The following is a 15777-nucleotide window of genomic DNA, read 5'->3' as shown; positions in this document are numbered from 1 at the left end:
ATAGGGCTCCGCACCGAAAGACCGGAAAGTTATCCACAGGCTCGTGCCCGCCACACGTCGCCGCCCGGCACCCCAGTCGAACAGGGTGCCGGGCGGCGACGTATGGAAGGGGCGGGGGCTACCGGACGAAGACTCCCGCCTGACCCGCCAGATCCAGGAAGTACTGCGGGGCCACACCGAGCACCAGCGTCACCGCGACGCCGACGCCGATCGCCGTCATCGTCAGCGGCGAGGGCACCGCGACCGTGGGGCCTTCCGCCTTCGGCTCGCTGAAGAACATCAGCACGATCACGCGGATGTAGAAGAACGCGGCGATCGCCGACGACAGGACACCGACCACGACCAGCGCGCCCGCGCCGCCCTCGGCCGCCGCCTTGAAGACCGCGAACTTCCCGGCGAACCCGGAGGTCAGCGGGATGCCTGCGAAGGCGAGCAGGAAGACCGCGAAGACCGCGGCGACCAGCGGGGACCTGCGTCCGAGCCCGGCCCACTTGGACAGGTGCGTGGCCTCGCCGCCCGCGTCCCGCACCAGCGTGACGACGGCGAAGGCGCCGATCGTCACGAAGGAGTAGGCCGCCAGGTAGAAGAGGACCGAGGAGACGCCGTCCGGGGTGGTGGCGATCACACCCGCGAGGATGAAGCCCGCGTGCGCGATCGAGGAGTACGCCAGGAGCCGCTTGATGTCGGTCTGGGTGATCGCGACGATCGCGCCGCCCAGCATCGTGATGACCGCGATGCCCATCATGACCGGACGCCAGTCCCAGCGCAGTCCCGGCAGGACCACGTAGAGGAGGCGCAGGAGCGCGCCGAACGCGGCCACCTTCGTCGCCGCGGCCATGAAGCCGGTGACCGGCGTCGGGGCGCCCTGGTAGACGTCCGGCGTCCACATGTGGAACGGCACCGCGCCCACCTTGAAGAGCAGCCCCATCACGACCATCGCGACGCCGATCAGGAGCAGCGCGTCATTGCCCATGGTGTCGGCGAGCGCCGGGTCCACGGTCTTCACGTTGCCCTCGACGACGTTCGCGATCGTCGCGTACGACACCGAGCCCGCGTACCCGTACAGGAGCGCGATGCCGAAGAGCGTGAACGCCGAGGCGAAAGCGCCGAGCAGGAAGTACTTGACGGCGGCTTCCTGCGACATCAGGCGCTTGCGGCGGGCGAGCGCGCAGAGCAGGTAGAGCGGCAGGGAGAAGACCTCCAGCGCGATGAAGAGCGTCAGGAGGTCGTTGGCCGCGGGGAAGACGAGCATGCCGCCGATGGCGAAGAGCGCCAGCGGGAACACCTCGGTGGTGGCGAACCCGGCCTTCGTGGCGGCCTGTTCGCCCTCGCTGCCCGGCACGGCGCCGGCCTGCGCCACGAACGAGTCGACGCGGTTGCCGTGCGTCACCGGGTCGAGGCGGCGCTCGGCGAAGGTGAAGATCGCGACGATTCCGGCCAGCAGGATGGTGCCCTGAAGGAACAGCGCGGGCCCGTCGACGGCGATCGCGCCCATCGCCGCGATCTGCGCCTTCGTCGTACCGAAGCCACGGGCGGCGAGCCCGACGACCGCGGCGAAGGCGGCGGCGAGCGCGACCACGGACACGAACAGCTGTACGTAGTAACGGGACTTGCGCGGGACGAAGGCTTCGATGAGCACTCCGATGACGGCCGCGCCGATGACGATCAACATCGGCGACAGCTGCCCATACTCGATCTTGGGTGCGTCGATCTTGTCGATCGGGTCGGTCGCCGCCATTGTCCACAGGCTGTGGACGGCTGATGCGCTCACTTGGCCGCCTCCACCTCGGGCTTGGGGTCCTTCTTCTGTACGTCGGACATCGTGTGCTTGACCGCCGGGTTCACCAGCTCGGTGAGCGGCTTCGGGTAGACGCCGAGGCCGATCAGGAGAGCGATCAGCGGGGCGACGACGACCAGTTCCCGCACGCGCAGGTCCGGCATGGCCGAGACCTCCGCCTTCACGGGGCCCGTCATCGTCCGCTGGTAGAGGACGAGGGTGTAGAGCGCGGCGAGCACGATGCCGATCGTCGCGATGATCCCGACCACCGGGTAGCGCGCGAACGCGCCGACCAGGACCAGGAATTCACTGACGAACGGCGCGAGCCCCGGCAGCGAGAGCGTCGCGAGACCACCGATCAGGAAGGTGCCCGCGAGCACCGGCGCCACCTTCTGCACGCCTCCGTAGTCGGCGATGAGCCGCGATCCGCGCCGCGAGATCAGGAACCCGGCGACCAGCATCAGCGCGGCGGTCGAGATGCCGTGGTTGACCATGTAGAGCGTCGCGCCGGACTGCCCCTGCGAGGTCATCGCGAAGATGCCGAGGACGATGAACCCGAAGTGGGAGATCGACGCGTACGCCACCAGGCGCTTGATGTCGCGCTGGCCGACCGCGAGCAGCGCTCCGTAGATGATGCTGATCAGGGCGAGGACCAGGATGACCGGCGTCGCCCACTTGCTCGCCTCGGGGAAGAGCCCGAGGCAGAAGCGCAGCATCGCGAAGGTGCCGACCTTGTCCACGACGGCCGTGATCAGTACGGCGACCGGGGCGGTGGACTCCCCCATCGCGTTCGGCAGCCAGGTGTGCAGCGGCCACAGCGGCGCCTTCACCGCGAAGGCGAAGAAGAAGCCGAGGAAGAGCCAGCGCTCGGTGTTGGTCGCCATGTCCAGCGTGCCGTTGGCGCGGGCCTCGGCGATCTCCTGGAGCGAGAAGTTGCCCGCCACCACGTAGAGGCCGATGACCGCGGCCAGCATGATCAGGCCGCCGACCAGGTTGTAGAGGAGGAACTTGACCGCCGCGTACGAGCGTTGGGCCGCGGCGTTCTCGTCGCTGCCCGCGTGGGCGCGGTCCCCGAAGCCACCGATGAGGAAGTACATCGGGATGAGCATGGCTTCGAAGAAGATGTAGAAGAGGAAGACGTCGGTGGCCTCGAAGGAGATGATCACCATCGCCTCGACGGCCAGGATCAGGGCGAAGAAGCCCTGGGTCGGCCGCCAGCGCGACGACTTGGTCTCCAGGGGGTCGGCGTCGTGCCAGCCCGCCAGGATGATGAAGGGCATCAAGAGGGCGGTGAGCGCGATGAGGGCGACACCGATGCCGTCGACGCCCAGCTCGTACCGCACCCCGAAGTCCGCGATCCAGGAACGCGATTCGGTGAGTTGATAGCGGTCGCCGTTCGGGTCGAACCGCACGAGGACGGTCACGGCGAGCGCGAGCGTCGCGAGCGAGACGAGCAGCGCGAGCCACTTGGCGGCGCTCCGCCGGGCGGCCGGCACGGCCGCCGTGGCGATCGCGCCGACCGCGGGCAGGGCCGCCGTCGCTGTCAGGAGAGGAAAGGACATCGGTATCAGACCGCCCTCATCAGCAGGGTCGCGGCGATGAGCACCGCAGCGCCGCCGAACATCGAGACCGCGTAGGAGCGGGCGTAGCCGTTCTGCAGTTTGCGCAGCCGTCCGGAGAGGCCGCCGACCGAGGCCGCGGTGCCGTTGACGACTCCGTCGACCAGGGTGTGGTCGACGTAGACCAGGGACCGCGTGAGGTGTTCGCCGCCTCGCACCAGGACGACGTGGTTGAAGTCGTCCTGGAGGAGGTCGCGGCGGGCGGCCCGGGTGACGAGCGAGCCGCGCGGGGCGGTGACCGGGACGGGACGCCTGCCGTACTGCATGTAGGCCAGGGCCACACCGATGATCAGGACCACCATGGTGGCGCCCGTGACCGTGGTGGCGCTGAGCGGCGAGTCTCCGTGGGAGTGCTCGGTGACCGGCTCCAGCCAGTGCATGAAGCGGTCGCCGATGGAGAAGAAGCCGCCCGCGAAGACCGACCCGAAGGCGAGCACGATCATCGGGATCGTCATGGACCTCGGCGACTCGTGCGGGTGCGGCTCGTTGCCTTCCGCATCCGGCTGCCAGCGCTTCTCGCCGAAGAAGGTCATGATCATCACGCGCGTCATGTAGTACGCGGTGATGGCCGCACCCAGGAGGGCCACCGAGCCGAGGATCCAGCCCTCCGTGCCGCCCTTGGCGAACGCCGCCTCGATGATCTTGTCCTTGGAGAAGAAGCCGGACAGGCCCGGGAAGCCGATGATCGCCAGATAGCCGAGCCCGAAGGTCACGAAGGTGACCGGCATGTACTTCCTGAGGCCGCCGTACTTCCTCATGTCGACCTCGTCGTTCATGCCGTGCATGACCGATCCGGCGCCGAGGAAGAGCCCGGCCTTGAAGAAGCCGTGCGTCACCAGGTGCATGATCGCGAAGACGTAGCCGATGGGGCCGAGGCCCGCGGCCAGGATCATGTAGCCGATCTGGGACATCGTCGACCCGGCGAGGGCCTTCTTGATGTCGTCCTTCGCGCAACCGACGATCGCACCGAACAGGAGCGTGACCGCACCGACGACGGTGACCACCAGCTGGGCGTCCGGCGCCCCGTTGAAGATCGCGCCGGAGCGGACGATCAAGTAGACGCCCGCGGTCACCATCGTCGCGGCGTGGATCAGGGCCGAGACCGGGGTCGGGCCCTCCATCGCGTCACCGAGCCAGGACTGCAGCGGCACCTGCGCGGACTTGCCGCACGCGGCGAGCAGCAGCATCAGGCCGATGGCCGTGAGCTTGCCCTCCGAGGTGTCACCCGTGGCCTCCAGGACGGGCCCGAAGGCGAACGTCCCGAAGGTGGTGAACATCAGCATGATGGCGATCGAGAGGCCCATGTCGCCGACCCGGTTGACCAGGAAGGCCTTCTTCGCGGCGGTGGCCGCGCTGGGCTTGTGCTGCCAGAAGCCGATCAGGAGGTACGAGGCGAGGCCGACGCCCTCCCATCCGACGTACAGGAGCAGGTAGTTGTCGGCGAGCACCAGAAGGAGCATCGCCGCGAGGAACAGGTTCAGGTAGCCGAAGAAGCGGCGGCGCCGCTCGTCGTGCTCCATGTACCCGATCGAGTAGATGTGGATCAGGGTGCCCACACCGGAGATCAGCAGGACGAACGTCATCGACAACTGGTCGAGCTGGAAGGCGACGTCCGCCTGGAAACCCTCCACGGGGATCCAGCTGAACAGGTGCTGCGACAGGGAGCGCTCCTCGGCGCCCTTGCCCAGCATGTCGGTGAACAGCACCACGGCGATGACGAAGGAGCCGGCCGCGAGCAGCGTGCCGAGCCAGTGGCCCACGCGGTCCAACGCCCGCCCGCCGCACAGCAGTACGGCCGCTCCGAGCAGAGGCGCCGCGACGAGCAGCGCAATCAGGTTCTCCACGATTCAGCCCCTCACAGCTTCATCAGGCTGGCGTCGTCGACCGAGGCCGAGTGGCGGGAACGGAACAGCGACACGATGATCGCGAGCCCGACCACGACCTCCGCGGCGGCGACGACCATCGTGAAGAAGGCGATGATCTGGCCGTCGAGATTGCCGTGCATACGGGAGAACGTGACGAACGCGAGGTTGCACGCATTGAGCATCAGCTCGATGCACATGAACACCACGATCGCGTTCCGCCTGATGAGCACGCCGGTCGCGCCGATCGCGAACAACAGGGCGGAGAGATAGAGGTAGTTGACCGGATTCACTTCGACGCCTCCTCGGTCCGCCCGATGTCGGTCTCTCGCAGGTCGGGCCGATCGAGGCGGTCGGTGGAGCGCTGCTCAAGGGCACGAAGGTCCTCGATCGCCTCGCTCGACACGTCGCGGATCTGGCCGCGCTCGCGCAGGGTCTGCATGACCGTGAGCTCCGAGGGGGTGCCGTCGGGGAGCAGGCCCGCGATGTCCACCGCGTTGTGCCGTGCGTAGACGCCGGGGGCGGGCAGCGGCGGCAGGTGCTTGCCCTCGCGCACGCGCTCCTCGGCCCGCTCGCGCTGGGTCTTGGCGCGCTCCGTGCGCTCGCGGTGGGTCATCACCATCGCGCCGACCGTGGCCGTGATGAGCAGGGCGCCGGTGATCTCGAACGCGAACACGTACTTCGTGAAGATGAGGCCCGCCAGGCCCTCCACGTTGCCGCCCGCGTTCGCCTTGCCGAGGCCGTTGAACTCCTTCACGGAGGCGTTCCCGATGCCCGCGAAGAGCAGCACCGCGAAGCCGAGACCGCACAGGAGGGCCAGCCAGCGCTGCCCCTTGATGGTCTCCGTCAGGGAGTCGGCGGCGGTGACGCCGACGAGCATGACCACGAAGAGGAAGAGCATCATGATCGCGCCGGTGTAGACGACGATCTGGACGATGCCCAGGAAGTACGCGCCGTTGGCGAGGTAGAAGACCGCCAGGATGATCATGGTCCCGGCCAGACAGAGCGCGCTGTGCACGGCCTTCTTCATGAGGATGGTGCACAGGGCGCCGATCACCGCGACCGTGCCGAGCACCCAGAACTGGAAGGCCTCGCCGGTGGAGGTGGAGTAGGCGGCGAGCGCGCTCATGCCTCCACCCCCTCGGACTCGTCGGCGGGCTTCTCGCCCTTGGAGACGGCCACTTGGGGAACGGTCCCGGGCGCCGCCTCGGTCACCAGACCGCGGTAGTAGTCCGTCTCGTCCATGCCGGGGAAGATCGAGTGCGGGCTGTCGACCATGCCCTCGTCGAGCCCGGCGAGCAGCTGCTCCTTGGTGTAGATGAGGTTCTCGCGGCTGCTGTCGGCCAGCTCGAACTCGTTCGTCATCGTCAGCGCGCGCGTGGGGCACGCCTCGATGCACAGTCCGCACAGGATGCAGCGGGCGTAGTTGATCTGGTAGACGCGGCCGTAGCGCTCACCGGGTGAGTAGCGCTCCTCCTCGGTGTTGTCCGCGCCCTCCACGTAGATGGCGTCCGCCGGACAGGCCCAGGCGCAGAGCTCACAGCCGACGCACTTCTCCAGGCCGTCCGGATGGCGGTTGAGCTGGTGCCGGCCGTGGAACCGGGGAGCGGTGGTCTTCTGCTGCTCCGGATACTGCTCGGTCAGCCGCTTCTTGAACATGGCCTTGAAGGTCACGCCGAAGCCCGCCACGGGGTTCTGGAACCCCTGGTTCGATTGATTCGACTGGCTCGGTTCGGCCGGCTGCTGCGGCTGCGCCGGCAGCTTCGACTTGCCCGACCGGGCCGGCTGGTTCGACTGCTCAGCCATCGGACGCCTCCTTTCCGTCATTGCGGGTTCCGTCACTTTGAGTATCGGGGCCACCACTGACAATCAACTCCCGCTCCTGGCGCGAGCGTCGGCGTGGCACGGGTGGCAGGCTCTGGCCGGGCAGCGGCGGTACGGGGAATCCGCCCGCCATCGGGTCGAAGGCGGCGGGCGCCTCCTGCTCGGCGAGCGCGGCGTCGTCCTTCTCGCGTTTGTCGCGGAAGATGTCGACGACCACGGAGAGCAACAGCAGCGCGATGACACCGCCGCCCACGTAGAGCGCGATCGAGGTGAAGTCGTAGTTCTCGTTGCGCATCGCCCTGACCGTGGCCACGAGCATCAGCCAGACCACCGAGATCGGGATCAGGACCTTCCAGCCGAGCTTCATCAGCTGGTCGTAGCGCACTCGTGGCAGCGTGCCGCGCAGCCAGATGAAGAAGAACAACAGCAACTGGACCTTGATGACGAACCAGAGCATCGGCCACCAGCCGTGGTTCGCGCCCTCCCAGAAGGTGCTGATCGGATACGGGGCCCGCCAGCCGCCCAGGAAGAGCGTGACCGAGACCGCCGAGACGGTGACCATGTTGACGTACTCGGCGAGCATGAACAGCGCGAACTTGATGGAGGAGTACTCGGTGTTGAAGCCACCGACGAGGTCGCCCTCGGACTCCGGCATGTCGAACGGCGCGCGGTTGGTCTCGCCGACCATCGTCACGATGTAGATCAGGAACGACACCGGCAGCAGCAGCACGTACCAGCGGTCGGCCTGCGCCTCCACGATCGCCGAGGTCGACATCGACCCGGAGTAGAGGAACACCGAGGCGAACGCGGCGCCCATCGCGATCTCGTAGGAGATCATCTGCGCGCAGGAGCGCAGACCGCCGAGCAGCGGATACGTCGATCCGGAGCTCCAGCCCGCGAGGACGATGCCGTAGATGCCGACGGAGGCGACCGCGAGGATGTAGAGCATCGCGATCGGCAGGTCGGTGAGCTGCATCGTGGTGCGCTGGCCGAAGATCGAGACCTCGTTGCCCGCCGGGCCGAAGGGGATCACGGCGATCGCCATGAAGGCCGGGATCGCGGCGACGACCGGGGCGAGGATGTAGACGACCTTGTCCGCGCGCTTGACGATCAGGTCTTCCTTCAGCATCAGCTTGATGCCGTCGGCGAGGGACTGCAGCATGCCCCAGGGGCCGTGCCGGTTGGGGCCGATGCGCAGCTGCATCCAGGCGACGACCTTGCGCTCCCACACGATGGAGAAGAGCACCGTCACCATCAGGAACGCGAAGCAGAAGACCGCCTTGACGGCGACCAGCCACCAGGGGTCACGGCCGAACATGGACAGGTCTTCCGCCGCAAGCGGCACCACGGTGTGCATCACGACGTCACCTCCGGGGCCTCAGAGGGCTCCGGCAGGACCGCCGGGCCGATGCGGACGAGGTCGCCGGGGTGCGCCCCGGTGTCCGAGGCGACGCCTCCCCCGGACGAGTTCAGCGGCAGCCAGACCACCCGGTCGGGCATCTCCGTGATCTGGAGCGGCAGTTCGGCCGTCCCTGCCGGGCCGCTGACGGCGAGGACGTCGCCGTCCTTGACGCCCGCCTCGGCGGCCGTCGCGGCCGACACGCGCGCGTGGGCCGCGTGCCGCGTCCCCGCCAGCGCCTCGTCGCCGTCCTGGAGGCGGCCCCGGTCGAGCAGCAGCCGGTGGCCCGCGAGCACGGCCTCTCCGGCGGCGGGCCGCGGCGGCTGCGCCCCGGACTCCAGCGGCTCGGTGGCGTGCGGCCCGTCCCAGCCGCCGAGCCGGTCCAGCTCGCGCCGGGCGGTCAGCAGATCGGGCAGGCCCAGGTGGATGTCACCGGCGTCGGCCAGCATGTGCAGCACGCGGGCGTCGGTGGGCGCCAGCCTGCGCGTCATCTGGTCCGGCTTGAGCGCGGCGTCGAACATCCGCGCGCGGCCCTCCCAGTTGAGGAAGGTGCCCGGCTTCTCCGCGACCGCGGCCACCGGGAGCACCACGTCGGCGTGGTCGGTGACCTCACTGGGCCGCAGCTCCAGGGAGACCAGGAAGCCGACCTCGGCGAGGGCCTCACGCGCGCGTGCCGGGTCGGGCAGGTCGGCGACCTCGACGCCCGCCACCAGGAGGGCGCCCAGCTCACCGGTCGCGGCGGCCTCGACGATCTGGCCGGTGTCGCGGCCGTAGCGGTGCGGGAGTTCGCCGACGCCCCAGGCGGCCGCGACCTCTTCGCGCGCACGCGGGTCGGTGGCCGGGCGCCCGCCGGGCAGCAGCGAGGGCAGCGCTCCCACCTCGATGGCGGCCCGCTCCCCCGCCCTGCGCGGGATCCACACCAGCTGCGCGCCGGTGGCGGAGGCGGCCCGTACGGCGGCGGTCAGGCCGCCGGGCACGGCCGCGAGCCGTTCGCCGACGACGATGACGGCGCCCTCGCCGCGCAGCGCCTCCGCGGCCTTGGTGCCGGCGTCGGCGAGACCGACCCCGGCGGCCAGCGCGTCCAGCCACTCCGTCTCGGTGCCGGGCGCGGCGGGCAGCAGCGTGCCGCCCGCCTTCTCCAGGCCGCGGGTCGCGAACGTCGCCACGGAGAAGGTGCGTTGGCCGTGCTTGCGCCAGGCCTTGCGCAGCCTCAGGAAGACGCCGGGCGCCTCCTCCTCGGACTCGAACCCGACGAGCAGGACGGCGGGCGCCTTCTCCAGGGCGGCGTAGGTGACGCCGGTCCCGTCCAGGTCCCTGCCGCGCCCCGCCACCCGGGCCGCGAGGAAGTCGGCCTCCTCGCTGCTGTGCACGCGCGCGCGGAAGTCGATGTCGTTCGTGTCGAGCGCCACGCGCGCGTACTTGCTGTACGCGTAGGCGTCCTCCACGGTGAGCCGGCCGCCGGTGAGCACACCGGTGCGGCCGCGCGCCGCGGCGAGACCGCGGGCGGCGGCATCGAGGGCCTCGGGCCAGCTGGCGGGCGCCAGTTCACCGGTCGACGCGTCGCGCACCAGGGGGGTGGTGAGCCGGTCGGGCTTCTGCGCGTACCGGAAGCCGAAGCGCCCCTTGTCGCAGATCCACTCCTCGTTGACCTCGGGGTCGTCCTGCGCGAGCCGCCGCATGACCTTGCCGCGCCGGTGGTCGGTGCGGGTCGCGCAACCGCCCGCGCAGTGCTCGCACACCGAGGGCGAGGACACCAGGTCGAAGGGGCGCGAGCGGAAGCGGTACGCCGCGGAGGTGAGCGCGCCGACCGGGCAGATCTGGATGGTGTTCCCGGAGAAGTACGACTCGAAGGGGTCGCCCTCACCCGTGCCGACCTGCTGGAGCGCGCCGCGCTCGATCAGCTCGATCATCGGGTCGCCCGCGATCTGGTTCGAGAACCGGGTGCAGCGCGCGCAGAGCACGCACCGCTCACGGTCGAGCAGCACCTGCGTGGAGATCGGCACCGGCTTCTCGTACGTCCGCTTCTTGCCATCGAAGCGGGAGTCCGGGTCGCCGACCTGCATCGCCTGGTTCTGCAGCGGGCACTCGCCGCCCTTGTCGCAGACCGGGCAGTCCAGCGGGTGGTTGATGAGCAGGAGCTCCATCACGCCGCGCTGCGACTTCTCCGCGACCGGCGAGGTCAGCTGCGACTTCACGACCATGCCGTCCGTACACGTGATCGTGCAGGACGCCATCGGCTTGCGCTGGCCCTCGACCTCGACGATGCACTGGCGGCAGGCGCCCGCGGGGTCGAGGAGCGGGTGGTCGCAGAACCGGGGGATCTCGATGCCGAGCAGTTCGGCGGCGCGGATCACCAGGGTCCCCTTGGGGACGCTGATGTCGATGCCGTCGATGGTCAACGAGACGAGGTCCTCGGGCGGAACCGCCGCCTCACCGCCCCCGGAGGGAGCGCTATTAGTGGTCACTGTCATGCGTTCACCTCCGTGGTGTGGGCGGGCCGGTCGGCCCAGAGCGTCGACTTGGCCGCGTCGAAGGGGCAGCCCCTGCCGGTGATGTGCTGCTCGTACTCCTCGCGGAAGTACTTCAGCGAGGAGAAGATCGGCGAGGCGGCGCCGTCGCCGAGGGCGCAGAACGACTTGCCGTTGATGTTGTCGGCGATGTCGTTCAGCTTGTCGAGGTCGGCCATCACGCCCTTGCCGGCCTCGATGTCGCGCAGCAACTGCACCAGCCAGTAGGTCCCTTCGCGGCAGGGCGTGCACTTGCCGCAGGACTCATGGGCGTAGAACTCGGTCCAGCGGGTCACGGCCCGCACCACGCACGTCGTCTCGTCGAAGCACTGGAGCGCCTTGGTTCCGAGCATCGATCCGGCGGCGCCCACGCCCTCGTAGTCGAGGGGTACGTCGAGGTGCTCGTCGGTGAACATCGGGGTCGAAGAGCCGCCGGGCGTCCAGAACTTGAGCCGGTGCCCGGCCCGCATGCCGCCGCTCATGTCGAGCAGCTGGCGCAGCGTGATGCCGAGCGGGGCCTCGTACTGTCCCGGGTTGGTGACGTGCCCGCTGAGCGAATAGAGCGTGAAGCCGGGGGACTTCTCGCTGCCCATCGACTTGAACCAGTCTTTTCCGCGGTTGAGGATCGCGGGAACGGATGCGATCGACTCGACGTTGTTCACCACAGTGGGGCATGCGTAAAGGCCCGCGACCGCAGGGAAAGGGGGACGCAGTCGCGGTTGGCCTCGACGGCCTTCGAGCGAGTCGAGCAGCGCGGTCTCCTCACCACAGATGTACGCGCCCGCGCCCGCGTGCACGGTGAGTTCGAGGTCGAGTCCGCTGCCCAGGACGTTCTTGCCGAGGTAGCCCGCCGCATAGGCCTCGCGGACGGCCTCGTGCAGCCTGCGCAGCACGGGGACGACCTCGCCCCGCAGATAGATGAAGGCATGCGACGAACGGATCGCGTAGCACGCGATCACGATCCCCTCGATGAGGGAATGCGGGTTCGCGAAGAGGAGCGGGATGTCCTTGCAGGTCCCCGGCTCCGACTCGTCGGCGTTGACAACTAGATAGTGCGGCTTGCCGTCGCCCTGCGGAATGAACTGCCACTTCATTCCGGTGGGGAAGCCCGCGCCGCCCCTGCCGCGCAGACCGGAGTCCTTCACGTACGCGATGAGGTCGTCCGGCTCCATGGCGAGGGCCTTGCGCAGGCCCTCGTACCCCTCGTGGCGTCGGTAGGTCTCCAGCGTCCAGGACTTCTCCTCGTCCCAGAAGGCCGAAAGAACCGGCGCGAGCAGCTTCTCGGGGCTGGTCTCGTTGTCGATCTCGGCTGCCAAGGTCATCACTCCCCCTCCTCGGCGGTCGGTCCGGCCGGGTGGGCCGGGTCGGATGCCGAGGTCTGCTGCGGTGCGTCGTGCGAGCTGAGGTGCTCGGCGGGCGCCTCGTCCTGTGGGCCTCCGGTGCGCGGGTGGACCACGCGCGGCTGGGCGACCTCGCCCTTGGCCAGGCGCAGTCCGATCAGCGAGGCGGGTCCCGCGCCGCCGGTCGCCTCCACGGCGCCGGGCCGCTCGTCGGGGAAGCCCGCAAGGATCCGGGCGGTCTCCTTGTACGTGCAGATCGGCGCGCCACGGGTGGGCTCGACCTGCACGCCCGCGCGCAGGTCGTCGACGAGCCGCTTGGCGGAGTCGGGCGTCTGGTTGTCGAAGAACTCCCAGTTGACCATCACCACGGGGGCGAAGTCGCAGGCGGCGTTGCACTCGATGTGCTCAAGCGTGATCTTGCCGTCCTCGGTCGTCTCGTCGTTGCCGACGCCGAGGTGCTGCTTGAGCTCGTCGAAGATCGCGTCGCCGCCCATCACGGCGCACAACGTGTTGGTGCAGACGCCCACTTGGTAGTCGCCGGACGGCTTGCGCCGGTACATGGTGTAGAAGGTCGCGACGGCGGTGACCTCGGCCGTGGTCAGGCCCAGCGCCTCGGCGCAGAACCGCATGCCCGTGCGCGTGACGTGCCCCTCTTCGGACTGCACCAGGTGCAGCAGGGGAAGGAGGGCCGACCGCGAGTCCGGATAGCGGGCGATGACCTCCTTGGCGTCCGCGTCGAGCCTGGCGCGTACGTCGGCCGGGTAGTCGGGGGCGGGGAGTTGGGGCATGCCCAGGCTGACGCCCGCGCCCTGCTCGGAGGGGGTGGTGGTCACCGGTCGACGCCTCCCATCACGGGGTCGATGGACGCGACGGCGACGATGACGTCGGCGACCTGGCCGCCCTCACACATCGCCGCCATGGCCTGCAGGTTGGTGAAGGACGGGTCGCGGAAGTGGACCCGGTAGGGGCGGGTGCCCCCGTCGGAGACGACGTGCACGCCGAGTTCGCCCTTGGGCGACTCGACCGCCGTGTACGCCTGCCCCGGCGGCACGCGGAAGCCCTCGGTCACCAGCTTGAAGTGGTGGATGAGGGCCTCCATGGAGGTGCCCATGATCTTCTTGATGTGGTCGAGCGAGTTGCCCAGGCCGTCCGGGCCGAGCGCCAGTTGCGCGGGCCAGGCGATCTTCTTGTCCTCGACCATGACCGGGCCGGGGGCGAGCCGGTCCAGGCACTGCTCGACGATCCGCAGCGACTGCCGCATCTCTTCCAGGCGGATCAGGAAGCGCCCGTAGGAGTCGCAGGTGTCGGCGGTCGGGACGTCGAACTCGTAGTTCTCGTAGCCGCAGTAGGGGTCCGTCTTGCGCAGGTCGTGCGGGAGGCCCGCGGAGCGCAGGACGGGGCCGGTGGCGCCGAGCGCCATGCAGCCGGAGAGGTCCAGATAGCCGACGTCCTGCATGCGGGCCTTGAAGATGGGGTTCCCGGTGGCGAGCTTGTCGTACTCCGGGAGGTTCTTCTTCATCTTCTTCACGAACTCGCGGATCTGGTCCACGGCGCCCGGGGGCAGGTCCTGGGCGAGTCCGCCGGGCCGGATGTACGCGTGGTTCATCCGCAGGCCGGTGATCAACTCATAGATGTCGAGAATGAGTTCACGATCACGGAAGCCGTAGATCATGATCGTCGTCGCGCCGAGCTCCATGCCGCCGGTGGCGATGCACACCAGGTGCGAGGAGAGCCGGTTGAGCTCCATCAGGAGCACGCGGATGATCGAGGCGCGGTCCGGGATCTGGTCCTCGATGCCGAGGAGCTTCTCGACGCCGAGGCAGTACGCCGTCTCGTTGAAGAACGGCGTCAGATAGTCCATGCGCGTGACGAACGTCGTGCCCTGCGTCCACGTGCGGTATTCGAGGTTCTTCTCGATGCCCGTGTGCAGATAGCCGATGCCGCAGCGGGCCTCGGTGACGGTCTCGCCCTCGATCTCCAGGATCAGCCGCAGCACACCGTGCGTGGACGGGTGCTGGGGACCCATGTTGACGATGATGCGCTCGTCGTCGGCCTTGGCCGCGGACTGGACGACCTCGTCCCAGTCGCCGCCGGTGACTGTATATACAGTCCCCTCGGTGGTCTCGCGGGCGGAAGAAGCGTGGGAAGTTCCCTGAGTTGCAGACATCAGCTGTACGACCTCCGCTGGTCCGGAGCCGGGATCTGGGCGCCCTTGTACTCGACGGGGATGCCGCCGAGGGGGTAGTCCTTGCGTTGCGGGAAGCCCTGCCAGTCGTCCGGCATCATGATCCGCGTCAGCGCCGGGTGACCGTCGAAGACCAGGCCGAAGAAGTCGTACGTCTCGCGCTCGTGCCAGTCGTTGGTCGGATAGACCGCGACCAGGGAGGGGACGTGCGGATCGGCGTCGGGGGCACTGACCTCGACGCGGATCAGCCGGGTGTGGGTGAGCGAGCGCAGGTGGTAGACGGCGTGCAGCTCGCGGCCCTTGTCGCCCTCGAAGTGCACCCCGCTCACGCCGGTGCAGAGCTCGAAGCGCAGCGCCGGGTCGTCGCGCAGGGTCTGGGCGACGCGGACGAGGTGCTCGCGCGCGATGTGGAAGGTCAGCTCGCCGCGGTCGACGACCGTCTTCTCGATCGCGTTCTCCGGAACGAGGCCCTGCTCTTCGAGGGCCCCCTCCAACTCGTCGGCGACCTCGTCGAACCAGCCGCCGTAGGGGCGCGAGGAGGCGCCGGGCAGCGTGACGGTCCTGACGAGCCCGCCGTAGCCGGAGGTGTCGCCGCCGTTGTCGGCGCCGAACATTCCCTTGCGTACGCCGATGACCTTGCCGGCCTCGTCGCGCGGCGCCGGTACGCCGTTGCCGTTCAGGTGCTCGTCGTGCGAGTCGTGCGCGTCGCTCACCGCAGCAGCCCCTTCATCTCGATGGTGGGGAGCGCCTTGAGGGCCGCCTCCTCCGCCTCTCGGGCCGCTTCTTCCGCGTTCACGCCGAGCTTGGAGCCCTGGATCTTCTGGTGGAGCTTGAGAATCGCGTCCATCAGCATCTCGGGGCGCGGCGGACAACCGGGCAAATAGATGTCAACGGGGACAACGTGGTCCACACCCTGCACAATCGCGTAATTGTTGAACATCCCACCCGATGAGGCGCAAACCCCCATGGAGATCACCCACTTGGGGTTGGGCATCTGGTCATAGACCTGCCGCAGCACCGGCGCCATCTTCTGGCTCACCCGGCCGGCCACGATCATCAGGTCCGCCTGGCGCGGTGAACCGCGGAAGACCTCCATGCCGAAGCGCGCCAGGTCGTACCGCCCGGCGCCCGTCGTCATCATCTCGATGGCGCAGCACGCGAGGCCGAACGTGGCCGGGAAGACGGATGACTTGCGCACCCAGCCCGCGGCTTGTTCGACGGTGGTCAGCAGAAATCCGCTCGGCAGTTTCTCTTCGAGTCCCAT

Annotated in this window: 13 protein-coding genes; all 13 read right to left on the bottom strand. The window is 69.0% G+C overall.

Going from position 1 to position 15777, the window contains the following annotated elements; genetic code table 11:
- Window positions 1-118: 118 nt before the first annotated feature.
- From nuoN to ACIO9J_RS37980, 13 genes are read right to left on the bottom strand one after another with little or no spacing between them, the layout of a single operon-like run.
- A complete protein-coding gene (gene nuoN, locus ACIO9J_RS38040; protein WP_402009621.1) occupies window positions 119-1771 on the bottom strand; it encodes an NADH-quinone oxidoreductase subunit NuoN in 1653 nt (550 codons plus the stop codon).
- Complete coding sequence (locus ACIO9J_RS38035; protein ID WP_402009620.1) at window positions 1768-3339, bottom strand: NADH-quinone oxidoreductase subunit M; 1572 nt, start codon at window positions 3337-3339, stop codon at window positions 1768-1770. The genes nuoN and ACIO9J_RS38035 overlap by 4 nt, the downstream gene beginning before the upstream one ends.
- Before the next feature lie 5 nt (window positions 3340-3344).
- On the bottom strand, window positions 3345-5240 hold the full coding sequence (nuoL, locus tag ACIO9J_RS38030) for an NADH-quinone oxidoreductase subunit L (protein ID WP_402009618.1): 1896 nt from the start codon (window positions 5238-5240) through the stop codon (window positions 3345-3347).
- An 11-nt stretch (window positions 5241-5251) separates the two neighbouring features.
- A complete protein-coding gene (gene nuoK / locus ACIO9J_RS38025; protein WP_055543692.1) occupies window positions 5252-5551 on the bottom strand; it encodes an NADH-quinone oxidoreductase subunit NuoK in 300 nt (99 codons plus the stop codon).
- Window positions 5548-6387, bottom strand: coding sequence for an NADH-quinone oxidoreductase subunit J (locus ACIO9J_RS38020; protein WP_402009616.1), 840 nt, complete (start codon window positions 6385-6387; stop codon window positions 5548-5550). The genes nuoK and ACIO9J_RS38020 overlap by 4 nt, the downstream gene beginning before the upstream one ends.
- Window positions 6384-7064 (bottom strand): NADH-quinone oxidoreductase subunit NuoI, encoded by a 681-nt coding sequence (gene nuoI, locus ACIO9J_RS38015; RefSeq protein ID WP_402009614.1) that lies wholly within the window; start codon window positions 7062-7064, stop codon window positions 6384-6386. Before nuoI ends, ACIO9J_RS38020 begins: the two co-directional genes overlap by 4 nt.
- Window positions 7057-8439, bottom strand: a complete 1383-nt coding sequence (nuoH, locus tag ACIO9J_RS38010) for an NADH-quinone oxidoreductase subunit NuoH (RefSeq protein ID WP_402009773.1) — start codon at window positions 8437-8439, stop codon at window positions 7057-7059. Before nuoH ends, nuoI begins: the two co-directional genes overlap by 8 nt.
- Window positions 8439-10952, bottom strand: a complete 2514-nt coding sequence (locus ACIO9J_RS38005; protein WP_402009612.1) for an NADH-quinone oxidoreductase subunit G — start codon at window positions 10950-10952, stop codon at window positions 8439-8441. The genes nuoH and ACIO9J_RS38005 overlap by 1 nt, the downstream gene beginning before the upstream one ends.
- Complete coding sequence (gene nuoF, locus ACIO9J_RS38000) at window positions 10949-12310, bottom strand: NADH-quinone oxidoreductase subunit NuoF (RefSeq protein WP_402009611.1); 1362 nt, start codon at window positions 12308-12310, stop codon at window positions 10949-10951. The genes ACIO9J_RS38005 and nuoF overlap by 4 nt, the downstream gene beginning before the upstream one ends.
- Window positions 12310-13161, bottom strand: a complete 852-nt coding sequence (nuoE, locus tag ACIO9J_RS37995; RefSeq protein WP_402009610.1) for an NADH-quinone oxidoreductase subunit NuoE — start codon at window positions 13159-13161, stop codon at window positions 12310-12312. Before nuoE ends, nuoF begins: the two co-directional genes overlap by 1 nt.
- Window positions 13158-14495 carry an NADH-quinone oxidoreductase subunit D gene (locus ACIO9J_RS37990; protein ID WP_402009608.1) on the bottom strand — a complete coding sequence of 446 codons (1338 nt, stop codon included), beginning with the start codon at window positions 14493-14495 and terminating at the stop codon, window positions 13158-13160. The genes nuoE and ACIO9J_RS37990 overlap by 4 nt, the downstream gene beginning before the upstream one ends.
- The gene (locus ACIO9J_RS37985; RefSeq protein WP_402009771.1) at window positions 14495-15193 is read right to left on the bottom strand and encodes an NADH-quinone oxidoreductase subunit C; all 699 of its coding nucleotides are present in this window, start codon (window positions 15191-15193) and stop codon (window positions 14495-14497) included. The genes ACIO9J_RS37990 and ACIO9J_RS37985 overlap by 1 nt, the downstream gene beginning before the upstream one ends.
- Window positions 15194-15222: 29 nt before the next feature.
- Complete coding sequence (locus tag ACIO9J_RS37980; RefSeq protein ID WP_031035164.1) at window positions 15223-15777, bottom strand: NADH-quinone oxidoreductase subunit B family protein; 555 nt, start codon at window positions 15775-15777, stop codon at window positions 15223-15225.

The sequence above is a fragment of the Streptomyces sp. NPDC087300 genome, assembly GCF_044744425.1.
GTDB lineage: Bacteria > Actinomycetota > Actinomycetes > Streptomycetales > Streptomycetaceae > Streptomyces.
The sequence above is the reverse complement of the archived record's forward strand: the minus strand, read 5'-3'. Positions and strand labels throughout refer to the sequence as shown.

What these genes read in the sequence shown, in the direction of transcription:
- ACIO9J_RS38035 (WP_402009620.1), bottom strand. Translation starts at nt 3,339, where the DNA reads ATGTCCTTTCCTCTCCTGACAGCGACGGCGGCCCTGCCCGCGGTCGGC.
- nuoI (WP_402009614.1), bottom strand. Translation starts at nt 7,064, where the DNA reads ATGGCTGAGCAGTCGAACCAGCCGGCCCGGTCGGGCAAGTCGAAGCTG.
- ACIO9J_RS38005 (WP_402009612.1), bottom strand. Translation starts at nt 10,952, where the DNA reads ATGACAGTGACCACTAATAGCGCTCCCTCCGGGGGCGGTGAGGCGGCG.
- nuoF (WP_402009611.1), bottom strand. Translation starts at nt 12,310, where the DNA reads ATGACCTTGGCAGCCGAGATCGACAACGAGACCAGCCCCGAGAAGCTG.
- ACIO9J_RS38020 (WP_402009616.1), bottom strand. Translation starts at nt 6,387, where the DNA reads ATGAGCGCGCTCGCCGCCTACTCCACCTCCACCGGCGAGGCCTTCCAG.
- ACIO9J_RS37980 (WP_031035164.1), bottom strand. Translation starts at nt 15,777, where the DNA reads ATGGGACTCGAAGAGAAACTGCCGAGCGGATTTCTGCTGACCACCGTC.
- nuoH (WP_402009773.1), bottom strand. Translation starts at nt 8,439, where the DNA reads ATGCACACCGTGGTGCCGCTTGCGGCGGAAGACCTGTCCATGTTCGGC.
- ACIO9J_RS37990 (WP_402009608.1), bottom strand. Translation starts at nt 14,495, where the DNA reads ATGTCTGCAACTCAGGGAACTTCCCACGCTTCTTCCGCCCGCGAGACC.